The organism is Streptomyces sp. NPDC058198, assembly GCF_042882605.1.
GTDB lineage: Bacteria > Actinomycetota > Actinomycetes > Streptomycetales > Streptomycetaceae > Streptomyces.
Window position 1 is genome coordinate 117763 of the sequence record NZ_JBHVVP010000001.1, and the last position, 24073, is coordinate 141835.

Below are 24073 nucleotides of genomic sequence, written 5' to 3' on the forward strand. Positions count from 1 at the left end.
CAGGATCGCTCGCCGCGGTGCAGCGGCCCAGCCGTTGAAGCCCTTCCTACCGGGAAGGCACAAACGGATGGATCGACTGCCGAGCTCCCGGGAAAGGGATGGGCGACCCACCGGTTCGGATGCATTCAGTAACCCATGGGAGTGACACCACCACAACGATGCTGACGGAAAGTCACCCGAACAGCTCAACTACGACGGGGCCCCGTTCCTGATCGCCTGAACGGGTGTCGCTCGTCGCCGCTCCGTGTCGCCGGGGCACCGCGCCCACCGGCACATGAAGGATGCGGGAATGCCATCCTCCGCTCACGCTGCCGGGATTCTGCTTCGGGCTGTGGCCTCGGCCGACGACCCGCCGCAGTTGCTGCCCGCCCGGGAGCAAATGGCCTTCACTCTGGGCTTTCACATCATTCTCGTGCCGTTCGGGGTGGCACTCACCGCTCTCATGCTCATCGCCAACTACCGCGGTCTGCGGCACGGCGACGAGCAGGCCCTGCTGCTCGCGCAGCGCTGGTCGAAGGTCGCTGCCGTCCTGGTGGCCGTAGGAGCGGTGACCGGCACCGTACTGAGCTTCGAACTCGGCATCCTGTGGCCGGGGTTGATGGGTACCTACGGCGCCGCCTTCGGATTCCCCTTCGCGATCGAAGGCATCTTCTTCTTTCTGGAAGCGATCTTCGTCTCGATCTATATCTACGGCTGGAAGCGGCTCCCTCCCTGGGTGCACTTCTGGACAGGCGTACCCGTGGTCGTGGCGAGCATGGGCGGCACGGCCGCTGTGGTCGCGGCGAACAGCTGGATGAACCAGCCGGGCGGCATCACCATGCGTGACGGCCATGTCGTGGAGGTCCGTCCGGCCGAGGTGTTCTTCAACGGCGCCTTCTGGTTCGAGAGCGTCCACATGCTGCTCGCCGCCTATATCGTCGCCGGCTTCACGGTGGCCGGTGTCTACGCCGTCGGAATGCTGAAGGGACGTCGCGACCACTATCACCGGCTCGGGTTCCTCATCGGCTTCACCGTGGCCGCCGTCACCCTGCCCGTCCAGGTCTACGTCGGTGACGTCGTCGCCCGCCAGGTCTTCCAGAACGAACCGGCGAAGTTCGCCGCCCTCGAACTGCTTCCCACCACCGAGAGCCATGTTCCCGAGACGCTCGGCGGAGTACTGATCGACGGCAAAGTGCGCTACGGCCTCCAGATCCCGGACCTGGCCTCGCTGCTCGCCGCGTTCAGTCCCTCCACTCAGATCCGCGGACTCGACGCGATCTCCCCCGCGGTACGCCCCGAGGACGCGACGGTGAGTGTCGTCCACCTCGCGTTCGACGTCATGGTGGGAACGGCGACGCTCCTGCTTCTCCTCGTCGTGTGGTTCGCGTGGCTGTGGTGGCGCCGACGGGAAGTGCCCACCAACCGGTGGTTCCTGGGCTGCGCCGCCCTGAGCGGGATCGTCGCCGTAGTGTGCCTGGAAAGCGGCTGGGTGGTCACCGAGGTCGGGCGGCAGCCGTGGACCGTCGTCGGCCTGCTGCTGACCAAGGACGCCGTGACGACCCAGGGCAATCTCTGGCCGTTCTTCGCCGCGGCGCTGGCCATCTACCTCGCGGTGGGAACCGCCGCCGTGCTGACCCTGCGGTCCATGACGCGGCGATGGAGAACCGGAGGAGAGGGAAGCGACGAGGGAGTTGACGTCCCGTACGGTCCGGACCGGCCGCTGACCGACGCGCACACGGGAGAGGGCCGGCGGACATGAGCGATGCCATCTCGGTCCTGCTGTTCATCGGAGTCATCGCCTACGCGCTCTTCGGCGGGGCCGACTTCGGCGCCGGTTTCTGGGACCTGACCGCCGGCGGCGCGGCGCGCGGCAGCAAGCCGCGTCATCTGATCGATGTGTCGATCGGCCCCGTCTGGGAGGCCAACCACACCTGGCTGATCTACTGCCTCGTCATGCTGTGGAGCGCTTTCCCCACCGCGTTCGTGGCCATCACCACCACGCTCTACATTCCGTTGGGCCTCGCCGCGCTGGGAATCGTCCTGCGGGGCGCCGGCTTCGCCTTCCGCAAGGCATCCATGCGCACCCCCGAACAGCGCATCTACGGCGCGACGTTCGCGGTGTCCTCCGTCCTCACCCCCTACTGCTTCGGCAGCGTGGCCGGGGCCATCGCGTCCGGGCGGGTTCCCGCCGGCGGCAACGGCGACCCGGTGAGCAGCTGGAACAACCCGACATCCGTCCTCGGCGGAGCGCTGGCGGTATTGGTGTGCGCGTACCTCGCCGCGGTGTATCTGACCGTCTCCGCCCGACAGAACCAGAGCCCGCCGCTCGAGGCGTGGTTCCGTCACCGCGCGCTGCTCGCGGGCGCCGTCACCGGTGTGGTCAGCCTGGCCGGGATCTTCGTCCTGCACGCCGACTCCCCGCGTTTGTTCAGCCAGTTGAGTCAGCGTGGCCTCCCGCTGCTCATCGTTTCTGCGCTGAGCGGAGCGATCAGCCTTCTGCTGCTGAGGAGCAAGAGACCCGTCGCCCTGCGCATGCTGGCCGCCCTGGCGGTGGCGACGGTGGTGTGCGGCTGGGGTGTGGCCCAGTACCCGTTCCTGCTGGGCACTCATCTCCGTATCGCCGAAGCGGCCGCGCCGACGCCCACGTTGTGGGTGCTGGCGAGTGTCGCGGGCGCGGCCGCGGTCCTCATCGCGCCGTCCCTGGCCGCCCTCTACATCCTGCAGAACCGCGGAAGGCTGGAGACGCGGGCCTGAAGTGCGTGGGCCTCGCGCCGGAGTTCAGGTCTTCGGCGTCATGAGGGGCACCGGGCGCGCGGCCGCTCGGGCCGCTGTCGCCACGCCGGCCTGGAGCCTGCGGACGGCGTCCAAGTGGTCGCCCGTCCAGATGATGCGCACGGCGGTGGCGCTGGTCCGGCCGCGGTCGTCACGCAGGTCCTGGCGCACCGTCTCGACCAGGCGCCCGTCGGCTGCCTTGTCGTGCTGGAGGGGCTCGGGGACGCCGCGCAGGCCTTCGAGGCTGGAGGCGAGCTCGACGTACCAGCCGGAGACGCTCTCCACGCTGTCCAGCAGCTCCCTGCGGGCGCCGGCGCGGTCTCCCTGCGCTCGGCCCTCGGCGCGCTGCCACAGATCGAGAACGGCGTCGGCCGCCAGGCGCAGCCCGGCGACTCCGGTCACCAGGGCGGTCATCTCTGCCAGCGGCAGGGGTTTCGCGCCGCGTTCCGCGAGATAGCTGCGGAAGGTGTCGTCCAGTCGGCTCGCCGCTGCCGCCGCGCGCGTGGCTTCGCCGAGCGGCATCGAGGGGTCCGCCGACGCCGTGTTGCGGCCACCGAGGGCGAACTCCACGGCGCCCGCCAGGTATTGGGCGCTGTCGTGGTACGCCTCGGCGAGCGCCTTCCCCATCGCCGCGGCCGCTCCGCGCGGCCAGATGAAGAGCCCCACCACCAGGCTCACCGCGCAACCGAGGGCGATGTCCTCCACCCGCACCAGGCCCAGGTGCCAGCCGGCCGGCTGGACGACGTTGTAGAGGATCACGAGGGTCAGGGTGAACGCGGCCTGCCCGGCGGCGAAGGACACGATGGCGGGGGCGATGCCGGCGATCAGGATCGCCACGGGCAGCAGGAACCACAGGACGTCGGTGTTCGTGCCGATGAGTACCACCAGGGCGCCACCGATGACGGAGCCGACGACGGTGCCGAGCAGTCCCCGCAGCGCGTTCTGGCCGGTGTTCAGTGCGTTGGAGCGGAGTACGGAGAGGGTGCCGAGCACCACCCAGAACGAGTGGTCGACGCCCGTCAGATGGGCCGTGGCGACGGCCAGTGCGAGTCCGATCGCTCCCCGTATGCTGTTGTGCAGCCAGACCGAGTGCGCCTCCACGTGCGCGGTGGCGCGCTCGTGGGCGGCCGAGAGCCCGGGGGGAAGCCCCCGTGGATCGCGGCCGAGCAGCCGGTCCGGCCAGCTGCGCCGTTCGGCGGCCGCGGCGAGGTCCACGTTCGCCGCGATCTGTGAGACCGCGAAGCTCATCTCCTGGGCGCGGAAGGACGGGTCGAGCGAGGTGAGGAACTCGCTGTCCTGTCCCCGCGCGGGCCCGGCGCTGCTCCGTGTCACGGCGGAGCGGTACACCGGCAGGCTGGTGGTGGCCTCTCGCACCATGACTTTCAGCGCCGCGTGCAGATGGGCGACCCCGGCGCGCAGGGTGGTGGGATCGCCCCGCCGTGTATCGAGCAGGTCCGCTCCTTGCTCCAGTACGGTGGCCACCGCTGCCCGCACCGCGCAGGCGCTGCGGCTGACCGGCCCGCCGTCGGGGTGCGCCATGCTGTGGACGACGATGGCGTTGAGCCAGGTCAGCTCGTCCACGAGGCGGACGATGGCGCGTGCGCTGGTGGTCAGTCCGGTCGGTCGGTAGGGGGTGGCGAGGAAGCCGCGACGCAGCTCGGCGACCGCCGCCGCGCCCTGCTCGGCCGTCGCGCGGTTCTCGTCGTACGTCGGCGCGCCCCGGCCGCCGAGAACCCAGGCCACGTCCGAGCGCAGTTGTGCGGCGAGCGCCCGGCTCGCGGTCGAGGCGGCTTCGCTGAGGGGGTCGCGGACAGGCGGCGGCCACAGCAGCGCGACCGCCGCGAGGGACGCGGCCGTGGCTATGCCCCAGCCGGCCAGGCGTTCCGGCAGCGCCGACAGGGGCGCCGGCGTGGCGACGGGCAGGATGAACGCCAGCAGCAGCGAGGTCGTCGCGCCGGCCAGGACCGAGCTGACGACTCCCGAGAAGAGCACGGCGAAGGCGACGACGGCCATGGTCAGGGCGGCCAGCCAGGTCACCTGCGAGACCACGGTGCCGAGGCAGATGAACACGGCTCCCACCGCGGCGAGGGCGGCCTGGGCGCGCAGCCGGTAGCTCATCGGCCCGCTGAGGCCGAACAGGAGCAGCATGGAGAACGCGCCGAAGGCGGCGAATGTCGCCACCACCGGGTTACCGATCACCTCGCTGGAAAAGGCGAACACCGCCGGCATGACGATCGCTGTGCGTGCGCCGCGGCGGGTCGCGGCCAGCCCGCGATCGTGCGCCCTGAACCACTCCGCCAGATTCAGCCGGCTCGCCCACGCCGGCCGGAGCGCGCGTAGTGCAGTGGTCATGAGCGTGGTCCTCCTGTCCGGACGAGTGTCTCGTCCGAGCTGTGACCGGTGGTTCTGCGGAGGGAGGTCCGTGTCGACGCCGGGGGACGGCCTCGCGGAGTGACGGGCCGGTAAACGGCCTCGCGGGTGACGGTTGATGACTGCGGTCCTTGTCGAGTATTCCCCAGCCGGGCCGAAGCCGCTGGCGGATCAGCGGGCGCCCGGAACGCCAGCTCAGAAGAGCTGCCGACAGGTGCTTTGCGGCCGGCGCCGCCACAATGGGACACAGGAGCACAGCGGCTCGCCCAGGTGAGCGGCCCCTCCGGCCATGCCCGGGCATGGCCGGCCGAGGACCCCTGGCCGCTGTGAAGCGGAGGGCGGACCGGCGAGGAGGGATTCCATGGGAATCGTGTCGCGTGGCTTCCACGGCCGTCGCTCGACGGAGGTGACGCTGCCGCCGGGCCAGTACCTCGTACATGACTTCCCCGTGCTCTCCGCCGGGCCCACCCCGCGGGTTCCGCCGGAGACCTGGAGCTTCACGATCACCACGGCTGAGGGGGCCCGGCACCGCTGGTCGTGGCAGGAGCTGCTCGACCTGCCCAGCGAACGGCCGACGGTCGACCTCCACTGTGTGACCAAGTGGTCGAAGCTCGGCACCGAATGGGAAGGGGTGTCGCTGGACACCCTGTTCGCCGGCATCGACCGCGACGGCGACTACGCCATGGTCCACAGCTTCGGCGGCTACACCACCAACCTGCCGCTGGAGGATCTGCTCGACGGCCAGGCGTGGATCGCCTACCGCTACGACGGTGAGGATCTGCCGGCCGAGCACGGCGGGCCCGCCCGCCTGCTGGTCCCGCACCTGTACTTGTGGAAGTCGGCGAAGTGGGTGGCGGGCATCCAGCTCATGTCCACCGATGAGCTGGGCTTCTGGGAGACCATCGGCTATCACGAATACGGTGACCCGTGGCGCGAACAGCGATATCAAGGCGACTGACCGGCCGCCTGCTCCGGCAGGCGTCGACGCTCGTGGAACGCCGTGAGGAGACCGGGAGTGCCTGGACACTCGTCCTCGACGTGCCCTCCTGGCCCGGTCATTCCGCGGGCCAGCATGTGGACGTACGCCTGACGGCGGAGGACGGCTACAGCACCCAGCGGAGCTACTCGCTGGCCTCCGCAGAGGACGGCAACCGCATCGAGCTGACGGTGCAGCGGCTGGCGGACGGGGAGGTGTCCCCGTATCTCACCGACGTACTGGAAGTCGGCGAGCCCCTCGAACTACGCGGCCCGGTGGGCGGCTATTTCGTCTGGGAGCCGGCCGACCCTTCTCCGGTACTGCTGCTGGGAGGCGGTTCGGGCGTCGTCCCGCTGATGTCCATGATCCGCACGCGCCGCAGCCTGGGCAGCCGCGTCCCGTTCCGCCTGTTGTACTCGGTTCGCGCTCCCGGAGGCCGATATTACGTACCGGAACTGGACTGCGCCGGGTCCGGGGACGCGGGGCTGGAAGTGACTTACCTGTACACCCGGTCGGCGCCCGAGGACTCGGACCGGCGGCCGGGCCGGCTGGCCGCCGGTGAGCTGGCCGCCCTCGGCTGGCCCGCCGAGTTCGAACCGGCGTCCTTCGTCTGCGGCCCGACCGGATTCGTCGAACGGGCCGCGGAACTCCTCGTGGCACAGGGCCACGATCCCGCCCGGATAAGGACCGAACGCTTCGGTCCCGCGTAGGAGGCTGACATGGACCCCATCCGGACGGCGGAATTCCAGGACGGCAATGTGCTGGCGGGCTCGTTCCGTGAGATCTTCGCGACCGACATCACGGCGGCGACCGGGACCTGCGCGGCCTGCGGGCTCACCGGACCGGTGGCGGAGCTGCGTGTGTACACGCACGCGCCCGGGCTGGTGGCGCGCTGCCCGCGCTGCGACCACGTGATACTCCGCCTGGTACGCGGACCCTCCGAGGTCTGGCTGGACCTGAGCGGCACCACCGCCCTCAAGATCCCGCTCGCCGCCGGGTGATTCCCGGTGCGCTCGTACACTGGGGGTCTGAGGCCCCTTCCACATGATCCGCCGGTCTCCGGAGCAGGAGCCGGCCTCCCGGGCGGGAGCGCTGAACGGCCCGCCGGTAAAGGCCGCCGCTCCCCTCCGCCGAGCGGGTGAATCTTCCCGGAGGGTTGTTTCGTCCTCAGGCGATGGTGGTGTCATGGCGAATCCGACGATCTTGACTGTCGACGACGATCCGGCGGTTTCCCGGGCGGTCGCCCGCGACATCCGGCGCCGGTACGGCGACCGGTACCGGGTCGTCCGCGCCGTCTCCGGAGCCGAGGCGCTGGAGGCGCTGCGCGAGATCAAGCTGCGCGGTGAACGGCTCGCGGTCATGCTCGCCGACTACCGGATGCCGCAGATGAACGGCCTCGAATTCCTCGAGGAGGCGATGGACCTCTTCCCGCTCGCCCGGCGGGTGCTGCTGACGGCGTACGCGGATACCAGCGCCGCCATCGAGGCGATCAACGTCGTCGATCTCGACCACTATCTCCTCAAGCCGTGGAACCCTCCGGAGGAGCACCTCTACCCGGTGATCGACTCGCTGCTGGACGTATGGGTCGCCACCCCGGACCCGGTCTCCACGGAGACCCGGGTGGTGGGGCACCGCTGGTCGGCTCCGTCCTTCGCCGTGCGCGACTTCCTCGCCCGCAACCTGGTGCCCTACCGGTGGCTGCAGGCCGACGAGCCGGAGGGCGCCCGCCTGCTGACCGCCGCCGGTGTCACCGCCGCCGACGTGCCCTTGGTCGTCACCGCCGACGGCACCTCTCTGGTGGCGCCCGGTGACGGGGAGCTCGCCGCGCGGGTCGGCCTGAGTACCGTACCCACCTCGGACTTCTACGACCTCGCGGTGGTCGGGGGCGGGCCGGCCGGGCTCGGCGCGGCCGTGTACGGCGCGTCCGAGGGCCTGCGTACGGTTCTGGTGGAGCGCGAGGCCACCGGCGGGCAGGCGGGACAGAGCAGCCGGATCGAAAACTATCTCGGGTTCCCCGACGGTGTCTCCGGCTCACAGCTGACCGACCGGGCCCGCCGCCAGGCGCTGAAGTTCGGCGCCGAGATCCTCAGCACCCGGGAGGTCGTGGCCCTGGAGGCGGTCGGCTCCGGCAGGGTGTTGCGGTTCGGTGAGGGCGCCGCGATCACGGCCCATACGGTGGTCCTGGCCACCGGGGTCTCGTACCGCAGGCTGGCGGCGGCCAGCCTGGTCGAGTTCACGGGCGCCGGTGTGTTCTACGGCTCCGCCGTCACCGAGGCGCCCACCTGCTCGGGCGACGAGGTGTACATGGTGGGCGGCGCCAACTCGGCCGGGCAGGCGGCCGTGTACTTCTCCCGCTACGCCGGGCGCGTGCACATGCTGATCAGGGGCGCCGACCTGGGCCGGTCGATGTCCAGCTACCTGGTCGAGCAGATCAACGGAATCGACAACATCATTGTCCATCCCTGGACCGAAGTGGTCGAGGGGAAGGGCGACGGTCACCTGCAGCAGCTGACGCTGCGGGACGCCAGGTCGGGGGCGCTGGACACGGTCACCACCTCCTGGCTGTTCATCTTCATCGGCGCCGAGCCGCGTACGGAATGGCTGGACGGGGTGGTCGCGCGCGACGCGCTCGGGTTCGTGCTCACCGGCCCCGACCTGGTCAGCGACGGACAGCGGCCGGTCAACTGGCCGCTGCCACGCGATCCGTACCACCTGGAGTCCAGCGTGCCCGGGGTCTTCGCGGCCGGCGATGTCCGCGCCACCTCTCTCAAACGTGTGGCCTCGGCCGTCGGCGACGGCGCCATGGCCATCGCGCTGGTCCACCGCTACTTGGAGTCACAGTGACCGCTTCGAATCGTTTGACGCCGGCGCAGATACGTACGTTGTTCCTGTTCGAGGCGCTCGATGACAGCCAGCTGGGATGGCTGGCGGAGCGGGGCAGGGTCGAGCAGCGGGCCGGTGGAAGCGCCGTCTACCGCGAGGGTGAGCCGGCCACCTGCTTCTTCGTGCTGCTGAGTGGTGCGGTGACGCTCAGCCGACGGTTGCACGGCGACGACATCGAGGTCACCAGGACCGATCAGCGCGGCGCCTACGGCGGGTCGACGCAGGCATATCTGGGCGACCGCGTGGACCAGGTGTATCCGAACACCATGGGGGCCGTCAGCGACGCGGAGTTCTTCGTGGTGCCGGCCGACGAGTTCGCCACAGCGGTGCGCACCTGGTTCCCGATGGCGCTGCATCTGCTGGAAGGCCTGTTCTTCGGCACGCGGGCGGCGGACACGATCATGGGCGAACGGGAGCGGCTGGTCGCGCTCGGGGCGCTGTCCGCCGGTCTCACCCATGAGCTCAACAACCCCGCCGCGGCAGCGGTGAGAGCCACCGAGGCGCTGCGCGAGCGGGTGGCCGGTATGCGCCACAAGCTCGCCCTGATCGCCGACGGCCGACTGGACGGCACCCGGCTGCGCGGTCTGGTGGAGCTGCAGGACGCGGCGGTCAAGCAGGCCGCCGCGGCCTCCCCCCTGCCCGCGCTGACCGCCTCCGACGCGGAGGACGAACTCAGCGACTGGCTCGATGACCATGGGGTGGTGAACGCCTGGGATCTCACACCGGTCCTGGTGTCGGGAGGGGTGGGTGTGCCGTGGCTGGCCACGGTCGCCGAAACGGTCGGCGAGGAGCATCTGGACTCGGCGGTGCGCTGGCTCGCCTACGCCATCGACACCGAACTCCTGATGGGAGAGATCGACGATGCCGCGACCCGGGTCTCCAATCTGGTCGGGGCGGCCAAGCAGTACTCCCAGCTGGACCGGGCACCCCATCAGACCGTGGATATACACGCGCTGCTCGACGCCACTCTGACCATGCTGCGGGCGAAGATTCCCCCGGAGGTCAAGGTGGTCAAGGAGTACGACCGCGGTCTGCCGTCGATCCCGGCGTTCGGCGCCGAGCTCAACCAGGTGTGGACCAACCTGATCGACAACGCGGTGGACGCCATGTCGGGCAAGGGCACACTCACCCTGAGCACCAGCAGGGAGGGCGACTGGCTGCTGGTGGAGGTGGCCGACACCGGGACCGGCATCCCGGCGGAGGTCAGGCCGCGGATCTTCGAACCCTTCTTCACGACCAAGTCGGTGGGCGACGGTACCGGCCTCGGCCTGGACATCTCGTACCGCATCGTCGTCAGGAAGCACCGGGGCGACATCCGGGTGGAGACACAGCCGGGCCACACGCGGTTCCAGGTACGTCTGCCGATCACCCCGGCAGATGCCGGAGCAGAGCCCGGCCCAGGGTGATACCGAAGCGCATCCGCAGCCGCCGGAGTTCCCAGACCGAGAGCAGGGTGACGGACAGCGGGGGGCCGATGAGAAACAGCGCACGGACCACGGCCGGTGCGGCGACCGGCGGGCTGTCGAAGATCTGGAAGGCGAACATCGACCAGACGAGGAGGGGCGATATCAACGGGGGCAGCACCTCGTGCACATCGGCCGTGCGGAAGACGTAGTGCACCGAGAGCACCGCCGCCGTGATGCCGAACGGCAGCGCGAACAGCGCCGCGAACAGCCCGAGCAGGGTGCCGAGCAGGGCCACCGGCGCGGCGGCGCCGATCTGCGAGAAGGCGCCGCTCGTCACCAGGAACAGAAGCCCCGCGCAGCCGAAGAGTGCGGCGAAACCGCGCAGCGGCCCGGTCAGCCGTCGCCGGTAGAGCGCCCGGACCGGCGGGCGGGCGGACAGCACGAACGCGGCCAGGGCGAGGGGGCCCGCGATCAGCAGGATCCCGGTGCTGAGGAAGACCTCGGTGAACTTGCCCCCGACGACATCCACAGCCGACTCCCGCAGCGGATAAGCGAAGATCATCCAGAGCGTCGCCACGATGCCGATGGCGGTGCGGGCGATCTGTGCCCGCTCGATCCCGCTGTCTCTGATCCGGTCGGGCCTGCTGGGCCGGAACACCCGATGAGCCATAACGAAGGGCAGCGCGAGACACCCGGTGCACCCGTTGCGCGACGATCTCTCGTCATCCCACTCCCCCGTACGGGCACTCATGTCTCGTTCCTCCGTGGCTTCTTGGCACTGGGGCCCACTGACGAGGACACGGCCTAGGTGCGGACGTGGGCGAGCTCGGAATATACAAGCACCGCGCGCGGGCGCGCGAACGGCTTCGGTGTGCCCAATGGTCCTGCCGCCGAAGGGGGTTGAGACCAGCGGGTGACGCGTTCCGCAACCGAAGCCCGCTGAGCCTCGTCTTACACACTCGAAGATCGTTATGGGGACATGTGCGCCGGCATGGGGAGCGGGGAAGCGATGAACAGGCCGTTGAGACACGTGGCCGTCTTCTGCGGGGTGCTGATGCTGGCCCTGTTGCTGCGGGCGAACTGGGTTCAGTTCGTCCAGAGTGAGACCCTCGCCAACGACGAGAACAATCTGCGGGTGCGGATCGCTCAATTCGCCCAGCCGCGCGGCGACATCATCGTGGGGGGACGGCCGGTCACCGGCTCGCGGGAGGTCTCCGGCGCTGACTTCGCGTACAAACGGACCTTCAGGCAGGGCGCGATGTACGCGCCTGTCACCGGGTACGCCTCCCAGGCCCAAGGTATGTCGCTGCTGGAGAAGACCTACGACGACGTGCTCAGCGGCCGGGACGACCGGTTCGCCTTCCAGCGCGCCGGGGACATCCTCACCGGCGAGACGCCGCGCGGCGGCGATGTGATCACCACGATCGACCCGAAGGCGCAGGAGGCCGCGTACAAGGGGCTGACCGACCTCGGCGCCAGAGGCGCGGTCGTCGCCCTCGACCCGCGCAGCGGCAAGGTGCTCGCTCTCGCGTCCGCCCCCTCCTACGACCCTTCCGTCTTCGCCGGAATGACGTTCAAGGAGGGCGACAGGTTCAAGGCGCTCGACTCCGACAAGGGCAAGCCGCTGGCGAACCGGGCGCTGCGGGAGACCTATCCGCCCGGCTCCACCTTCAAGATCCTCACGGCGGCCGCGGCCCTGGAGCACGGCGTGGTCAGCGACATCAACGCCTCGTCCGGCGCCCCTTCCCCGTACCCCCTGCCGCTCTCCAGGAACACGATCAGCAGCGAGGCCGGCGACGCGGTGTGTGACAAGGCCTCACTCAAGACGGCCATGCAGTACTCCTGCAACAACGTCTTCCTCGACGCCGCGTCCAAGGTGGGCGCGGACAAGATGCGCGAAACCGCGGAGAAGTTCGGGTTCAACGCCGATGTCTACTCCGAGGACTTCGGGGACATGCTCGCGACCAAGAGCCTCTACCCCGACAAGCTCGACCGGCCGGGGACAGCGCTGACCGGCATGGGACAGGGCAGCCTCACCAGCACACCGATGCAGATGGCCATGGTGACCGCCGCTCTCGCCAACGACGGCAAGCTGATGCAGCCCTACATCGTCGACGAGCTGGTCGGCCCTGACCTCTCCTCGATCGAAGAGCACGAGCCCCGGCTCAAGAGCCGGGCCGTCTCCGAAGACACCGCCAGGAAGGTGCGGGAGATGATGGAGTTCACCGCCGAGAAAGGCAGCGCGCAGCGTGCGCTGATCGACGGCATCACGGTCGGCGGCAAGACCGGTACCGCGCAGCGCGGCGTGGATGTCGACAAGGAAGTACCGTACGGCTGGTTCGTCTCCTACGGCGAGAAGGCCGACGGCGCCTCGGTCGCGGTCGCGGTCTTCATCGACCCGACCGACATGGACATCTCCCGCGCGGACATCTCCGGCGGCAGGCTCGGCGCACCGATCGCGCGGAATGTCATGAAGGCGGCACTCGGCGTGTGAGCCCCGGCCGCCACCGGCCGTGGGGTCCGGCCGGGGCGGGTTGCCGGGGCTGCCGGCCGGCCGCAGGGTGGACGTATGGCGCACTCCACCCAGGCCACGGAGACACAGAGCGGCTGGGCCGTCGAGACGCCCGGGCCGATGGGTACCGGGCCCTTGGTGGTCACCCGACGGCGGGTGCCGGCGCTCGGTCCTGGGGAACTGCTGGTGCGGGTGGAAGCCTGTGGTGTGTGCCGCACGGATCTGCATCTGGCCGAGGGGGATCTCGCGCCCCACCGCCCGTCGGCCTTTCCCGGGCACGAGATCGTCGGCCGGGTGGCCGCCGTGGGCGACGGGGTCACCCTGTTCCGTACCGGCGACCGGGCCGGTGGGGCCTGGCTGCGCGGCACCTGCGGCACCTGCCGGTACTGCACGACGGGGCGGGAGAACCTCTGTCCCCGGTCCACGTACACGGGGTGGGACGCGGACGGCGGCTTCGCGGAGCTGGCCGTGATTCCGGAGGCTTTCGCGTACCGGCTGCCGGAGGACCGGGACGCCGCCCTGCTGGCGCCGCTCCTGTGCGCCGGGATCATCGGTTACCGGTCGCTGCGCCGCAGCGCGCTGCCGGCGGGCGGGCGGCTGGGACTCTACGGCTTCGGCGCCTCGGCCCATCTGGCCGCCCAGGTGGCGCTGGCCGAGGGCGCCACCGTCCATGTGCTGACGCGGTCGGAGCGGGCGCGTGAGCTCGCCATGGAACTCGGCGCCGCCTCGGCGGGCGACGCCTACGACCCTCCCCCGGAGCCCCTGGACTCGGCCATCCTGTTCGCTCCGGTGGGCGATCTGGTGCCGGTGGCGCTGGAGGCCCTGGACCGGTCGGGCACGCTATCGATCGCCGGTATCCATCTCTCCGACATTCCCGCGCTGAACTACCAGCGCCATCTCTTCCAGGAACGCAATCTGCGCAGCGTCACCTCCAACACCCGTGAGGACGGACGCGAGTTCCTGGCCCTGGCCGCGCGCATCGGTATCCGGGTCACGGTCAGCCCGTACCCGCTGAGCCGGGCCGACCGGGCGCTCGCCGACCTGGCGGCGGACCGGGTGAACGGCGCCGCGGTGCTCGTACCCGGCTGATGCCGGCTTCCCACCGTGCCCCTGCCCGTCTGCGCGGCGCAGGACAGCGGCGCGTCGGCACAGGGCTGCGGCCCGCCGCGGGGCAGGCGCCGGTCGGACGGGGGCATGGGTCCATTCGGCCCCTGGTGTGCCCCCGGGGGCAGGGCCACGATGGGTGGGTGCGGATCCACGACAGCGCGGAGGATCGACATGGACGTGGTACGGGGCTTCTCGCCGCAGAAGCCGATCCGGGTGTTCCTGCTGGACGATCATGAGGTCGTCCGGCGTGGGGTGCAGGATCTGCTCGACGCGGAGGCGGACATCGAGGTGGTGGGTGACGCGGGCACGATCGGCCATGCCCTGGCCCGTGGCCCGGCTCTGCGGCCGGACGTCGCCATTCTCGACGTACGGCTGCCGGACGGCGACGGGATCACGGTCTGCCGGGAACTGCGCTCGCGGATGCCCGGTCTGGCCTGCCTGATGCTCACCTCGTTCGACGACGACGACGCGCTGCTCGACGCGATCATGGCCGGCGCGGCCGGGTACGTACTGAAGGAGATCAAGGGGTCGGACCTGGTGGCCGCCGTGCGCACGGTCGCGTCCGGTCAGTCCATGCTCGATCCGGCGACCACGACCCGTCTGATGAGCAGTCTGCGCGGCGAGGACGCCGAGAAGGAGCCGGAGCCGGACACGCTGTCCGGACTGTCTCCCCGTGAGCGGGAGGTCCTCGCCCTGGTCGGGGAGGGGCTGACCAACCGTCAGATCGGCAAGCGGCTCTACCTCTCCGAGAAGACGGTCAAGAACCACATCTCGCGCCTGCTGGCCAAGCTCGGCGTGGAGCGGCGCATCCAGGCCGCTGTCCTCGCCACCCAGGCCGCCACGCACCTCGGTGACCCCGGCCACGGATCCCGCTGAAGCGCCACCGGACGCCGGCACCGTGCCCGAGCCGTGTCCACGGTCGGCCCGTGTTCGCGGTCGGCCCGTGCCCGTGGTCGGCCCGGTTCAGCCGGGACTGACCGGAACCGTCCATTCGAGGCGGGTGCCGCCGCGGTCGGGCGCTTCGACCGTCATCCCGCCGCCCAGGCTCTCCGCTCGCCCGGCGAGGTTGTCCAGACCGCTTCTGCGGCCGCCCGGTGCGATACCGACGCCGTTGTCCGAGACGGTCAGCGTCAGTCTGCCGCCGCGGACCACGAGGGACACATCTGCCGAGGTGGCCCGCGCGTGCCGTACGACATTGCTCAGCGCCTCTCCCAGGGCGGCGACGACATGTTCGGCGATCACCGCCGGAACATCGGTGTCGATGAGTCCCTCCATACGCAGCGACGGGGTGAAGCCGAGGGGGCGTACGGCCTGCTCCACCGCCCCGGTGATGCGCATCCGCAGCCCGTGGCCCGAACGGCCCGCGTCGCGGGCGCGCAGCCCGAAGATCGTCGACCGGATGATTTTGATGGTCTCGTCGAGGTCGTCCACGGCGCGCAGCAGCCGCTCGTGCGCCGCCGGATGCTCCACGAACCGCACGGTGCTCTGCAGGGTCATGCCCGTCGCGAACAGCCGCTGGATGGCCAGATCGTGCAGGTCACGCGCGATCCGGTCACGGTCCTCCAGCAGGGTGAGCTGTTCCGCGGAGCTCCGTCGCTCGGCGAGTTCCATGGCGAGCGCCGCCTGCCCGGCGAACGCAAGCAGCGGAGCCGTCTCGGCCTGGGTGAACGGCGCCCTCCGGTCGACCCGGGCCAGCAGCAGCACGCCGCGTACCTCGTCGCTGGCGACCATCGGGACCGCGACGGCGGGCCCCAGACCGCTCCACCTCGGGGGTCCTGCGGTGATTCTCGGGTCGTGCTGGACGTCGAGACTGATGAGTGGCTTTCGAGCGCACAGGGCCGCGCCGACGAACGTGCCCTCCCGTGGGAGCACCAGACCATGATGCGCCTCGGCGTCGACCCCGGCGGCGAGCGCGACCCGCAGGACGGCTCCGTCCTCGTCGGGAAGCGCCAGAGCCCCCAGGTCCGCGCCGAGGATACGGCGTGCGTGGTCGACGACCAGCCGTAGCACCTGGGTCTCGCCCGCCCCGGACAGCAGGCTGGCGACGATCTCCGCATTGGCCTCCAGCCAGCGCTGCCGGTCGCGCGCCTGCTCGTACAGCCGTGCGTTCTCGATGGCCACGCCGGCCGCCACGGCGAGGGTGGACAGGACGGTCTCGTCCTCGTCGTCGAAGTCCTCACCGCCCCGTTTCTCGGTGAGATAGAGGTTGCCGAACACCTCGTCGCGCACCCTGATCGGCACCCCGAGAAAGGAGTGCATGGGCGGGTGGTGCGAGGGAAACCCGTACGACGCGGGATGCTCGCCCAGCTCCGGGAGACGCAGCGGCTCGGGATGGCGGATGAGCTCGCCGAGGATTCCATGGCCCTCGGGCAGGTGTCCGATGGCGGTGGCCCGCTCCTCGCTGACGCCGCTGGTCAGGAACTGGGAGAGCGTCATTCCTTCGCCGATGACGCCCAGCGCGCCGTACTCGGCGTCCACGAGCACCACCGCTGCCTCCACGATGTGGCGCAGCACCTGGGGCAGGTCCAGCTCCCGGCCGACCGAGAGGACGGCTTCGAGGAGGCTCTGCACCGATTCGGGGGTGCCGTGCTGGACCGCGTCCAGGTGGGCCTGCAACTCCTCGGGCAGGACATCCTGCCGCCTCGGAGTGCCGTCGGTCCGCTTGTCGCCGTCGTCGCTCACGGTGCCTCCGTCGGGGCCCGCGTGCATCAGACCACCACCGGGCCGCACTTCCACCGTAGCGGCTGACGGTGTCGGGGCATCCTGGCAGCGCGCCCCCGTACGGGTCACCCGTCCCCGTACGGATCACTCGTACGGATCACTCGTGCGGGACGACCGCCACGGGGCACGGTGCGTGGTGCACGGCCGCCGACAGGACGTGGCCGACCCGGGGCGACAGCGCGGGCCGGTTCTTCCGGCGGCCGACGACGAGCAGCCCGGCGCCCGAGGCGCCCCGGACGACCGCTCGCGCCGGGCTCTCCAGCCACACGCTGTCGACCGTGCGCACGTCCGGGTACTTCTCGCGCCACGGGCGCAGCGCGTCGGTGAGTTCCCGCCGCGCGTCCTTGGCCGCCGCCTCGGACAGGGAGGGGTCGATGCCGCCACGGGTGTACACGGGGGCCGGGAGGCTTCTGCCGTGGACGGCCCGCAGGGTGACACCGCGCCGGGCCGCACTGTCGAAGGCGAACTCGAACAGAGCGTCGCTGGGCCGGCGCAAGCCCAGGGCCACCACCACATCGCCGTCGTCCGCGAGCGGCGCGGAGTCTTCCCTGGCCCGTACGAGGACCGAGGGGGCCTCGGCCCGCGCCACCACGTGCAGGCCGACGTCGCCGAGGAAGTAGCTGGCCATGGGGGCCATGTCCCGGGAACCGAGGACCAGCATGTCCGACTCCCCGGCGGCTGCCAGCAGTGCGGTCACCGGGTCCTCGGCCACCAGGTCCTCGTAGATGGGCAGGTCCGGGTAGCGCTTCTCGACGGCGGAGCGTGCCTCTTCCACGATCCGTTCGGCCCAGTAGTTCTGATCGGCCTCCGAGGGGTGCGTCGCCGGCTCCACCGCCAGCAGCACCCACGCGTGCAGCAGGCGCAGGGTCGCGTGACGCACTCGCGCCTCCTGCGCGGCCCAGTGGGCGGCGGACAGTGACTCGGGGGTACCGTCCAGGCCCACGGTGACGAGGGGATTCATGTCCGTACTCCCTTCATGGCCGTGACCGCCGAGCCGCAGCCACACCTCAAGGGTGTGCGCCGATGTGGCCGCGCGACATGAGCCACTCGGCCCCTTCGGGTGACGGGCGGGCCGGGCGGGTATCCGGGCAGCGACCTGCCGGGGCCGTGCCCCGCCATCACACTGGAGGGAGCGCGGGACACACTCGCGGGTCCGGCGCTCATACGAACGCACACAAACGATCGCCATGGGCGGAAGGGCAGTGGGAGCGATGGAGCTTCCCGTGGTCGTGGGAGTGGACGGATCGGAAGGCAACCCGCAGGCCGTCGACTGGGCGGTGGCGGCGGCGGAACGCGCCGGCCTGCCACTGAGGCTCGTCCACGCCTCGCTGTGGGAGCACTACGAAGGCGTACGGCCGAGACTCGGCGGGGACCGCCCCCTCGAGCAGGTGTGCGCCGAGAACCTCGTCTCCACCGCCGAGGACCGTGCGCACCGGCTCGCCGCCGGTGTGCGGGTATCCACCGAGGTGTGGCCCGAGGATCCGGTGACGGCGCTCCTGAGAGAAGGGCACGAGGCCTCTCTCCTCGTGCTGGGGCCGCGCGGACACGGCCCGATCGTGGGCCTGCTCCTGGGATCCGCGAGTCTGGCCGTCGCCGCCCGGGCCCACTGCCCGGTGGTCGTGGCGCGCGGCGCGGAGCCGAACCGGCGGGCCACCTACCGGCGCGTAGTCGTCGGCGTCGGGGACTCCGCCGGGAGCGCCGCCGCCGCGCGCTTCGCCTTTCGCGAGGCGCGGTCACGGGGCTGCGAGCTGGTCGCCGTACGCGCCTGGCACCGCACGGCTCACCTGAGCAAGCCGTCCGCGTCGGCCGGCGCAGACCGGGCGGGGGACGGCCGGCAGCGGGCGGACGCGTGGGTGGACCGGGTCCTGGGTGCCGTCCGGGAGGAGTATCCCGAGGTGGCCCTCCGGCGGAAAGTCGTACGGGGCACGGCGCACCGGACGCTCCTCGACGAGGCGGCCACCGCTGATCTGCTCGTGGTCGGCGCACGGCGGCGGGGAGCGGTGGGACTTCAGCTCGGCCGCGTCAATCACGCGGTACTGCGTCGCGCCTCCTGCCCGGTCGCGATCGTCCCGGAACAGGGCTGAATGATCAGGGCCGAGTGATCAGGGCCTAGTGATCAGGGCCTAGTGATCAGGGCCGAGTACATGTGGCCGGCCCGCCCGGGCCGGCCGACCCCGCCGCACAGGGCCGGTCGGCACTCCCCCTGACGCGCGGCAGCGGTTTGGATGGTCCTTGTCCTCGGCCGTGCCGAGGGATGGATCAACGTCCTTGCCGGAGAACGGATCAGCCGAATTCATAGGTGATTTTCATGTCGTACGAGGGGCCCAGCTGCCTGCGCGAGCGAATCGTGGGCCGGACCACCGTCGTGGAACTGCGCGGAGAGATGGACCTGTTGACCGCGCCGGTCATTTCCGCGTACCTCGATTCCCTGACCGCCGCTCCGGAGCCCGACGTGGTGATCGATCTCCAGTATCTGAGCTTCATCGACTGCAGCGGGCTCTCGGTCCTGTGCCGGGCGCGCAGCCGGGTGCGCGAACGCGGGGGCAGGCTGGCGCTGGTCCTCAATAATCCGCAGGTTCACAGAACACTCCGGCTCGCCGGACTGCTGCGCTTCTTCGACGTGCTCGACAACGGGCCGCGCGCGGTCCGTGACTCCGGAGACACGGCCGGCTGACTTCCGGGCGCCCCACGGGGCGTGACCGTCGAGGCTCAGCCGGCTTCTACGCGCCCGTTCCCGTACCCGGTTCCGAGGTGGGGAGCGCGTCCACGAGGTGCTCCGGCGCCGCCTGCTTCCAGGAGTCCACGAGGATGTCCCGCAGCTCGTCCAGGTCCTCCAGAGCGCCCAGCCGCACGCGGACCCATGCGGAACTCGCCTCGTGCGGCGGCACCCAGAACTTCTCCGGCTCCGCCGCGATCAGCTCGGTCCGCTCGTGCCTGGGGCACCGCACGGCGAACGACGACTGATCGTCGGGAACCGTGATGAACATCTTCCCCGCGACGCGGAACGTGGGCATGCTCCACGCCTCCTTCTCCACCGTCCGGGGAAGGGACAGCGCGATACGGCGGACGTCCTCGGCATCAATCACGGTCACGGTCGCCATGGTAGACGGACGTCCGAGAGGCCGTCGCAGAGGTCGGGCGGCCTGAATACCGCATGCCTGTGCCCGCCCGGGGGCCTGTGAACGCACGATCTTCACTACAAGGTCATTACATGGCCATGTCAAACACATGACAGCCCGTCAGAACTCCTTGTTCCGGGCCTCAGACCTCCGCGAGGGTTCTCTCAGGTGGTCACCGGACCCGTCCGCGCCGCCTGCGCGTACCTCCCGTACGCGCCCCCCACCCGCGCATGCACCCCGGCGCACCACGATGAGGAGAACCCCTCACCATGGCATCGACGCTCACCACCACCCGGATCGCCGCGGCGATCACCGCGGCCGCGGCCGCCGCGGCCCTCGGCGCGGTCTCCTTTCCCGCCCAGGCGGCGCCCGCCGTCGGCACGGTCATCGGCGCCGGCGCCGAGAACGCCGTGCAGGGCAGCTACATCGTCACCCTGAAGAAGACCGCCGGCCTCAAGGCCGCCTCGGCTCCCGGCCGGAGCGTGGTGTCCGAGTACGGTGGCACGATCGAGCGGACCTACACGGCCGCTCTCAACGGTTACGCCGCCCGTCTCTCGCCCGCCCAGGCGCGCAGACTCGCCGCCGACCCGGCCGTCGAGCAGGTGTTCCAGGACCGTACGGTGCATGCTCTCGCCACCCAGACGAACCCGCCGTCGTGGGGCCTGGACCGTATCGACCAGGCCTCGCTGCCGCTGGACCAGAAGTACACCTATCCCGACAGCGCCGGTGGCGGAACCACCGTGTACGTCATCGACACCGGGGTCCGCATCACCCATCAGGACTTCGGCGGACGCGCCTCCTACGGATACGACGCGGTCGACAACGACAACACCGCGCAGGACGGCAACGGTCACGGCACCCACGTGGCGGCCAACACGGCGGGCACCGCGTACGGCGTGGCGAAGAAGGCCAGGGTGGTGGCCGTACGCGTGCTCAACAACGCGGGCTCGGGCACCACGGCCCAGGTGGTCGCGGGCATCGACTGGGTGACGCAGAACCACAGCGGGCCCTCCGTCGCCAACGTGTCCCTGGGCGGCGGCGTCGACCCCGCGCTGGACGCCGCCGTGCTGAACTCCATCAGGAGCGGCGTGACCTACGCGATAGCCGCGGGCAACTCCGGGGCCAACGCGCAGAACTACTCGCCGGCCCGGGTACCGGAAGCCATCACCGTCGGGGCGACGACCAGCACCGACGCGCGCGCCAGCTACTCCAACTACGGTACGCGGGTGGACCTCTTCGCTCCCGGCAGCTCCATCACCAGCGCCTGGAACACCTCGGACACGGCCAGCAGCACCATCTCGGGAACCTCGATGGCCACACCGCACGTGGCCGGCGCGGCGGCGGTCTATCTCTCCGGCCACCCCACCGCGACCCCGGCCCAGGTCGCCACGGCGCTGGTGAACGGTGCCACGTCGGGGGTCGTGACCAACCCCGGCTCCGGCTCGCCCAACAAGCTTCTGAAGATCGTCCCGTAACACGCCGTCACTCTTGATGACGCCCGCCGCCGGCCAGGCGGCGGGCGTCATCTGTGTGCCTGCGCGTTTACCCCCGGGCGGACCTTGTGTTGCCGAGGTATTTCAGGTTCGTGGCCATTCCCCTGTCGCGCTTCCGGCGGCCGCGCGAGGGCCTCTACGGTCCGTAATCAAGCATTCACGTACCCCCGATTCCGCCACAGAACCCGTGCGAGGCCAGAGCATGAGCCAGCCCGTCGACTCCATCACCGCGGGACACACTCCCGAGGACATCTCCCGGCAGGAACCCGGCGCCTCCTGGTCCTTCGAGACCAAGCAGATCCACGCGGGCGCCGCACCCGATCCCACGACCGGTGCCCGCGCGGTACCGATCTACCAGACGACGTCGTTCGTCTTCAGGGACACCCAGCACGCGGCGGACCTGTTCTCCCTCGCCGAGCCCGGCAACATCTACACCCGGATCCACAACCCCACGCAGGACGTCCTGGAGCAGCGGATCGCCGCTCTGGAGGGCGGGGCGGCGGCCGTCGCGGTCGCGTCCGGGCAGGCCGCCGAGACGCTCGCGATCCTCACGCTGGCCCGCGCCGGGGACCACATCGTCTCCAGCACCTCGCTCTACGGCGGGACCTACAACCTCTTCCGTCACACCCTCCCCCGTTTCGGCATCGAGGTGTCCTTCGTCGACGATCCGGACGACATCGACGCCTGGCGCGCCGCCGTGCGCCCCAACACCAAAGCCCTGTTCGCGGAGACCCTGGGCAACCCGCGCGGCAATGTCCTCGACGTACGGGCGGTGGCCGACGCGGCGCACGACGCCGGGCTGCCGCTGATCGTCGACAACACCGTCCCGACCCCCTATCTGCTCCGCCCCATCGAGCACGGCGCGGACATCGTGGTCCACTCGGCGACGAAGTTCCTCGGTGGGCACGGCACCACCATCGGCGGTGTGGTGGTCGACGGTGGCACCTTCGACTTCGGCGCGCACACCGAGCGGTTCGCCGACTTCCACACCCCCGACCCCAGCTATCACGGGCTGCGTTACTGGCCGGACCTGGGACCGGGCGCCTTCGCCGCGAAGCTCCGGGTCCAGCTGCTGCGCGACATCGGCCCCGCGCTCTCGCCGCACTCGGCGTTCCTGCTGCTGCAGGGCGTGGAGACCCTCAGCCTGCGCATCGAGCGGCACACGTCCAACGCCCTGGCCCTCGCCCAGTGGCTGGAGCAGCGCGACGAGGTCTCCGCGGTCCACTACCCGGGACTGCCCTCCAACCGCTGGTACGAGGCGGGGCGCCGCTACCTTCCGCGCGGTACCGGAGCCGTGCTCGCGTTCGAACTGCGCGACGGCGTCGAGGCGGGCAAGAGGTTCGTGGACGGGGTCGAGCTCTTCAGCCACCTCGCCAACATCGGCGACGTACGGAGCCTCATCATCCATCCGGCGTCGACCACCCACAGCCAGCTCGGCGAAGAAGAGCTGACCGCGACGGGCACCCCGCCCGGCCTGGTGCGGCTCTCGGTGGGGCTGGAGAGCGTCGACGACCTCAAGGCCGATCTGGAGGCAGGGTTCCGCGCCGCCAAGGCGGCGTCCTGAACACGTCGGCCGAACCTGCCACGCTCCCCCTCCCTCCGGCCACCGGCGGCTGGCAGGAGGGGGACGCGCCGGGCCGCCGCGCCTGGGTGACGCTCGACGCTCCGCTTCCCCTGGAGGCCGGCGGGCTGCTGCCCGGTGTACGGCTCGCGTACGAGACGTGGGGGCGGCTCGCCCCCGACGGCTCGAACGCGGTGCTGGTCCTGCACGCGCTGACGGGAGACAGCCATGTCGCGGGGCCGGCCGGGCCGGGGCATCCCACCCAGGGCTGGTGGGACGCCCTGGTCGGGCCGGGCAGGGCGCTCGACACCACACGGTGGTTCGTGGTCGCCCCGAACGTACTGGGTGGTTGTCAGGGCAGCACAGGTCCCTCGTCGCCGCGGCCGGGCGGGGGCCGCTGGGGTTCTTCGTTCCCGTATCTGACCCAGCGCGACCAGGTGGCCGCCGAGGCGGCCCTCGCCGACGCCCTGGGCATCGCGCGCTGGGCAGCGGTCATCGGCGGTTCCATGGGCGGCATGCGGGCCCTCGAATGGGCCGTCAGCCGGCCGGACCGTACGGGATCGCTGCTGGTGCTCGCGTGTCCCGCGGCCGCGTCCGCGGAACAGATCGCCTGGGGCGCCGTCCAGATAGCGGCGATCCGGTCGGACCCGGCATGGCGGGAGGGCCGCTACCACGACGCGCCGGCCGGCGGCGGACCGCACCGGGGGCTGGGTATCGCGCGCCGCATCGCCCATGTGACGTACCGCAGCGAGCCGGAACTCGGCGCCCGGTTCGGCGGACACCCGCAGCCGGGCGGCCACCCCTGGCGGGGCGGCCGCTACCAGGTCGAGTCCTATCTCGACCACCACGCCGCCAAACTGGTACGCCGGTTCGACGCGGGCAGCTATGTGGTGCTCACCGAGGCGATGAACGGACACGACGTCGGCAGGGACCGCGGCGGCGTGGCCGCGGCCCTGCGGCGTGTCCGGATGCCGGCCCTGATCGCGGGCGTCGACTCCGACCGGCTCTATCCCCTCGCCCAGCAGGCGGAACTCGCCGCCGCTGTCCCCGGCGCCGACCGGCTCAGAATCATCGAGTCGCCGTACGGGCACGACGGCTTCCTCATCGAGACCGGCCAGGTGGGCGGCCTGGTCGAGGAGCTGCTGTCCCTGGCGTGACCGCCCGGCCGCGCGGT

The 24073-nt window shown here is 70.9% G+C and carries 20 protein-coding genes; 15 read left to right on the top strand and 5 right to left on the bottom strand.

The features are described from left to right. Positions 1 to 289: 289 nt before the first annotated feature. Both ACFVWW_RS00520 and ACFVWW_RS00525 read left to right on the top strand, forming a co-directional pair. Complete coding sequence (locus tag ACFVWW_RS00520; RefSeq protein WP_386875015.1) at positions 290 to 1738, top strand: cytochrome ubiquinol oxidase subunit I; 1449 nt, start codon at positions 290 to 292, stop codon at positions 1736 to 1738. Beyond that, on the top strand, positions 1735 to 2733 hold the full coding sequence (locus tag ACFVWW_RS00525; protein ID WP_384180304.1) for a cytochrome d ubiquinol oxidase subunit II: 999 nt from the start codon (positions 1735 to 1737) through the stop codon (positions 2731 to 2733). The genes ACFVWW_RS00520 and ACFVWW_RS00525 overlap by 4 nt, the downstream gene beginning before the upstream one ends. A 24-nt stretch (positions 2734 to 2757) precedes the next feature. Here the strand turns inward: ACFVWW_RS00525 and ACFVWW_RS00530 are convergent, their stop codons facing one another. Then, complete coding sequence (locus ACFVWW_RS00530; protein WP_386875018.1) at positions 2758 to 5103, bottom strand: FUSC family protein; 2346 nt, start codon at positions 5101 to 5103, stop codon at positions 2758 to 2760. Between the two features lie 379 nt (positions 5104 to 5482). Between ACFVWW_RS00530 and ACFVWW_RS00535 the strand changes: the two genes are divergently transcribed. The 5 genes from ACFVWW_RS00535 (at position 5483) to ACFVWW_RS00555 (ending at position 10386) form a co-directional block, all read left to right on the top strand. After that, positions 5483 to 6079, top strand: a complete 597-nt coding sequence (locus ACFVWW_RS00535; RefSeq protein ID WP_384180300.1) for a sulfite oxidase-like oxidoreductase — start codon at positions 5483 to 5485, stop codon at positions 6077 to 6079. Beyond that, positions 6049 to 6807, top strand: coding sequence for a ferredoxin reductase (locus ACFVWW_RS00540; RefSeq protein ID WP_386875020.1), 759 nt, complete (start codon positions 6049 to 6051; stop codon positions 6805 to 6807). The genes ACFVWW_RS00535 and ACFVWW_RS00540 overlap by 31 nt, the downstream gene beginning before the upstream one ends. A gap of 9 nt (positions 6808 to 6816) precedes the next feature. Beyond that, positions 6817 to 7098 carry a DUF6510 family protein gene (locus ACFVWW_RS00545; RefSeq protein WP_384180296.1) on the top strand — a complete coding sequence of 94 codons (282 nt, stop codon included), beginning with the start codon at positions 6817 to 6819 and terminating at the stop codon, positions 7096 to 7098. Between the two features lie 184 nt (positions 7099 to 7282). Further along, positions 7283 to 8941 carry an FAD-dependent oxidoreductase gene (locus tag ACFVWW_RS00550; RefSeq protein WP_386875022.1) on the top strand — a complete coding sequence of 553 codons (1659 nt, stop codon included), beginning with the start codon at positions 7283 to 7285 and terminating at the stop codon, positions 8939 to 8941. After that, complete coding sequence (locus ACFVWW_RS00555) at positions 8938 to 10386, top strand: ATP-binding protein (protein WP_384180293.1); 1449 nt, start codon at positions 8938 to 8940, stop codon at positions 10384 to 10386. Before ACFVWW_RS00550 ends, ACFVWW_RS00555 begins: the two co-directional genes overlap by 4 nt. On the opposite strand, the gene ACFVWW_RS00560 is transcribed toward ACFVWW_RS00555, so the two are convergent. After that, the gene (locus ACFVWW_RS00560) at positions 10346 to 11137 is read right to left on the bottom strand and encodes a hypothetical protein (protein ID WP_386875024.1); all 792 of its coding nucleotides are present in this window, start codon (positions 11135 to 11137) and stop codon (positions 10346 to 10348) included. The genes ACFVWW_RS00555 and ACFVWW_RS00560 overlap by 41 nt on opposite strands. Positions 11138 to 11395: 258 nt before the next feature. Here ACFVWW_RS00560 and ACFVWW_RS00565 point away from each other — a divergent pair, with 258 nt between their 5' ends. From ACFVWW_RS00565 to ACFVWW_RS00575, 3 genes are all read left to right on the top strand, one after another. Further along, complete coding sequence (locus ACFVWW_RS00565) at positions 11396 to 12880, top strand: peptidoglycan D,D-transpeptidase FtsI family protein (RefSeq protein WP_384327394.1); 1485 nt, start codon at positions 11396 to 11398, stop codon at positions 12878 to 12880. 75 nt (positions 12881 to 12955) lie between these two features. Continuing rightward, positions 12956 to 13987 (top strand): zinc-binding alcohol dehydrogenase family protein, encoded by a 1032-nt coding sequence (locus tag ACFVWW_RS00570; RefSeq protein WP_384327396.1) that lies wholly within the window; start codon positions 12956 to 12958, stop codon positions 13985 to 13987. A gap of 189 nt (positions 13988 to 14176) precedes the next feature. Continuing rightward, positions 14177 to 14881 (top strand): response regulator, encoded by a 705-nt coding sequence (locus ACFVWW_RS00575; RefSeq protein WP_384180285.1) that lies wholly within the window; start codon positions 14177 to 14179, stop codon positions 14879 to 14881. 87 nt (positions 14882 to 14968) lie between these two features. Here the strand turns inward: ACFVWW_RS00575 and ACFVWW_RS00580 are convergent, their stop codons facing one another. Both ACFVWW_RS00580 and ACFVWW_RS00585 read right to left on the bottom strand, forming a co-directional pair. Then, positions 14969 to 16687 (bottom strand): GAF domain-containing protein, encoded by a 1719-nt coding sequence (locus tag ACFVWW_RS00580; protein ID WP_384180283.1) that lies wholly within the window; start codon positions 16685 to 16687, stop codon positions 14969 to 14971. Positions 16688 to 16823: 136 nt separating this feature from the next. Then, positions 16824 to 17687 carry a universal stress protein gene (locus ACFVWW_RS00585; protein WP_384180281.1) on the bottom strand — a complete coding sequence of 288 codons (864 nt, stop codon included), beginning with the start codon at positions 17685 to 17687 and terminating at the stop codon, positions 16824 to 16826. Positions 17688 to 17913: 226 nt separating this feature from the next. Between ACFVWW_RS00585 and ACFVWW_RS00590 the strand changes: the two genes are divergently transcribed. Next, positions 17914 to 18810 carry a universal stress protein gene (locus ACFVWW_RS00590; RefSeq protein WP_386875028.1) on the top strand — a complete coding sequence of 299 codons (897 nt, stop codon included), beginning with the start codon at positions 17914 to 17916 and terminating at the stop codon, positions 18808 to 18810. Between the two features lie 224 nt (positions 18811 to 19034). After that, positions 19035 to 19400, top strand: coding sequence for an STAS domain-containing protein (locus ACFVWW_RS00595; RefSeq protein ID WP_384180277.1), 366 nt, complete (start codon positions 19035 to 19037; stop codon positions 19398 to 19400). A 46-nt stretch (positions 19401 to 19446) separates the two neighbouring features. Here the strand turns inward: ACFVWW_RS00595 and ACFVWW_RS00600 are convergent, their stop codons facing one another. Next, the gene (locus ACFVWW_RS00600) at positions 19447 to 19827 is read right to left on the bottom strand and encodes an MmcQ/YjbR family DNA-binding protein (RefSeq protein WP_384327405.1); all 381 of its coding nucleotides are present in this window, start codon (positions 19825 to 19827) and stop codon (positions 19447 to 19449) included. Between the two features lie 287 nt (positions 19828 to 20114). On the opposite strand from ACFVWW_RS00600, the gene ACFVWW_RS00605 reads away from it, so the two are divergent. From ACFVWW_RS00605 to ACFVWW_RS00615, 3 genes are all read left to right on the top strand, one after another. Further along, positions 20115 to 21320: a S8 family peptidase gene (locus ACFVWW_RS00605; protein WP_386875030.1), complete on the top strand. Its 1206-nt coding sequence runs from the start codon at positions 20115 to 20117 to the stop codon at positions 21318 to 21320. 220 nt (positions 21321 to 21540) lie between these two features. Further along, entirely contained in the window at positions 21541 to 22902 is a 1362-nt protein-coding gene (locus ACFVWW_RS00610; protein ID WP_384180271.1) for a bifunctional o-acetylhomoserine/o-acetylserine sulfhydrylase, read from the top strand. After that, positions 22899 to 24056 (top strand): homoserine O-acetyltransferase, encoded by a 1158-nt coding sequence (locus tag ACFVWW_RS00615; RefSeq protein WP_384180522.1) that lies wholly within the window; start codon positions 22899 to 22901, stop codon positions 24054 to 24056. Before ACFVWW_RS00610 ends, ACFVWW_RS00615 begins: the two co-directional genes overlap by 4 nt. Positions 24057 to 24073: the final 17 nt, after the last annotated feature.

Bases quoted from the DNA above. Each gene is read 5' to 3' on its own strand.
- ACFVWW_RS00520 (WP_386875015.1), top strand. From the start codon at position 290: ATGCCATCCTCCGCTCACGCTGCCGGGATTCTGCTTCGGGCTGTGGCC.
- ACFVWW_RS00525 (WP_384180304.1), top strand. From the start codon at position 1,735: ATGAGCGATGCCATCTCGGTCCTGCTGTTCATCGGAGTCATCGCCTAC.
- ACFVWW_RS00530 (WP_386875018.1), bottom strand. From the start codon at position 5,103: ATGACCACTGCACTACGCGCGCTCCGGCCGGCGTGGGCGAGCCGGCTG.
- ACFVWW_RS00535 (WP_384180300.1), top strand. From the start codon at position 5,483: ATGGGAATCGTGTCGCGTGGCTTCCACGGCCGTCGCTCGACGGAGGTG.
- ACFVWW_RS00545 (WP_384180296.1), top strand. From the start codon at position 6,817: ATGGACCCCATCCGGACGGCGGAATTCCAGGACGGCAATGTGCTGGCG.
- ACFVWW_RS00550 (WP_386875022.1), top strand. From the start codon at position 7,283: ATGGCGAATCCGACGATCTTGACTGTCGACGACGATCCGGCGGTTTCC.
- ACFVWW_RS00560 (WP_386875024.1), bottom strand. From the start codon at position 11,137: ATGAGTGCCCGTACGGGGGAGTGGGATGACGAGAGATCGTCGCGCAAC.
- ACFVWW_RS00565 (WP_384327394.1), top strand. From the start codon at position 11,396: ATGAACAGGCCGTTGAGACACGTGGCCGTCTTCTGCGGGGTGCTGATG.
- ACFVWW_RS00570 (WP_384327396.1), top strand. From the start codon at position 12,956: ATGGCGCACTCCACCCAGGCCACGGAGACACAGAGCGGCTGGGCCGTC.
- ACFVWW_RS00575 (WP_384180285.1), top strand. From the start codon at position 14,177: ATGGACGTGGTACGGGGCTTCTCGCCGCAGAAGCCGATCCGGGTGTTC.
- ACFVWW_RS00585 (WP_384180281.1), bottom strand. From the start codon at position 17,687: ATGAATCCCCTCGTCACCGTGGGCCTGGACGGTACCCCCGAGTCACTG.
- ACFVWW_RS00590 (WP_386875028.1), top strand. From the start codon at position 17,914: ATGGGCGGAAGGGCAGTGGGAGCGATGGAGCTTCCCGTGGTCGTGGGA.
- ACFVWW_RS00595 (WP_384180277.1), top strand. From the start codon at position 19,035: ATGTCGTACGAGGGGCCCAGCTGCCTGCGCGAGCGAATCGTGGGCCGG.
- ACFVWW_RS00600 (WP_384327405.1), bottom strand. From the start codon at position 19,827: ATGGCGACCGTGACCGTGATTGATGCCGAGGACGTCCGCCGTATCGCG.
- ACFVWW_RS00605 (WP_386875030.1), top strand. From the start codon at position 20,115: ATGGCATCGACGCTCACCACCACCCGGATCGCCGCGGCGATCACCGCG.
- ACFVWW_RS00610 (WP_384180271.1), top strand. From the start codon at position 21,541: ATGAGCCAGCCCGTCGACTCCATCACCGCGGGACACACTCCCGAGGAC.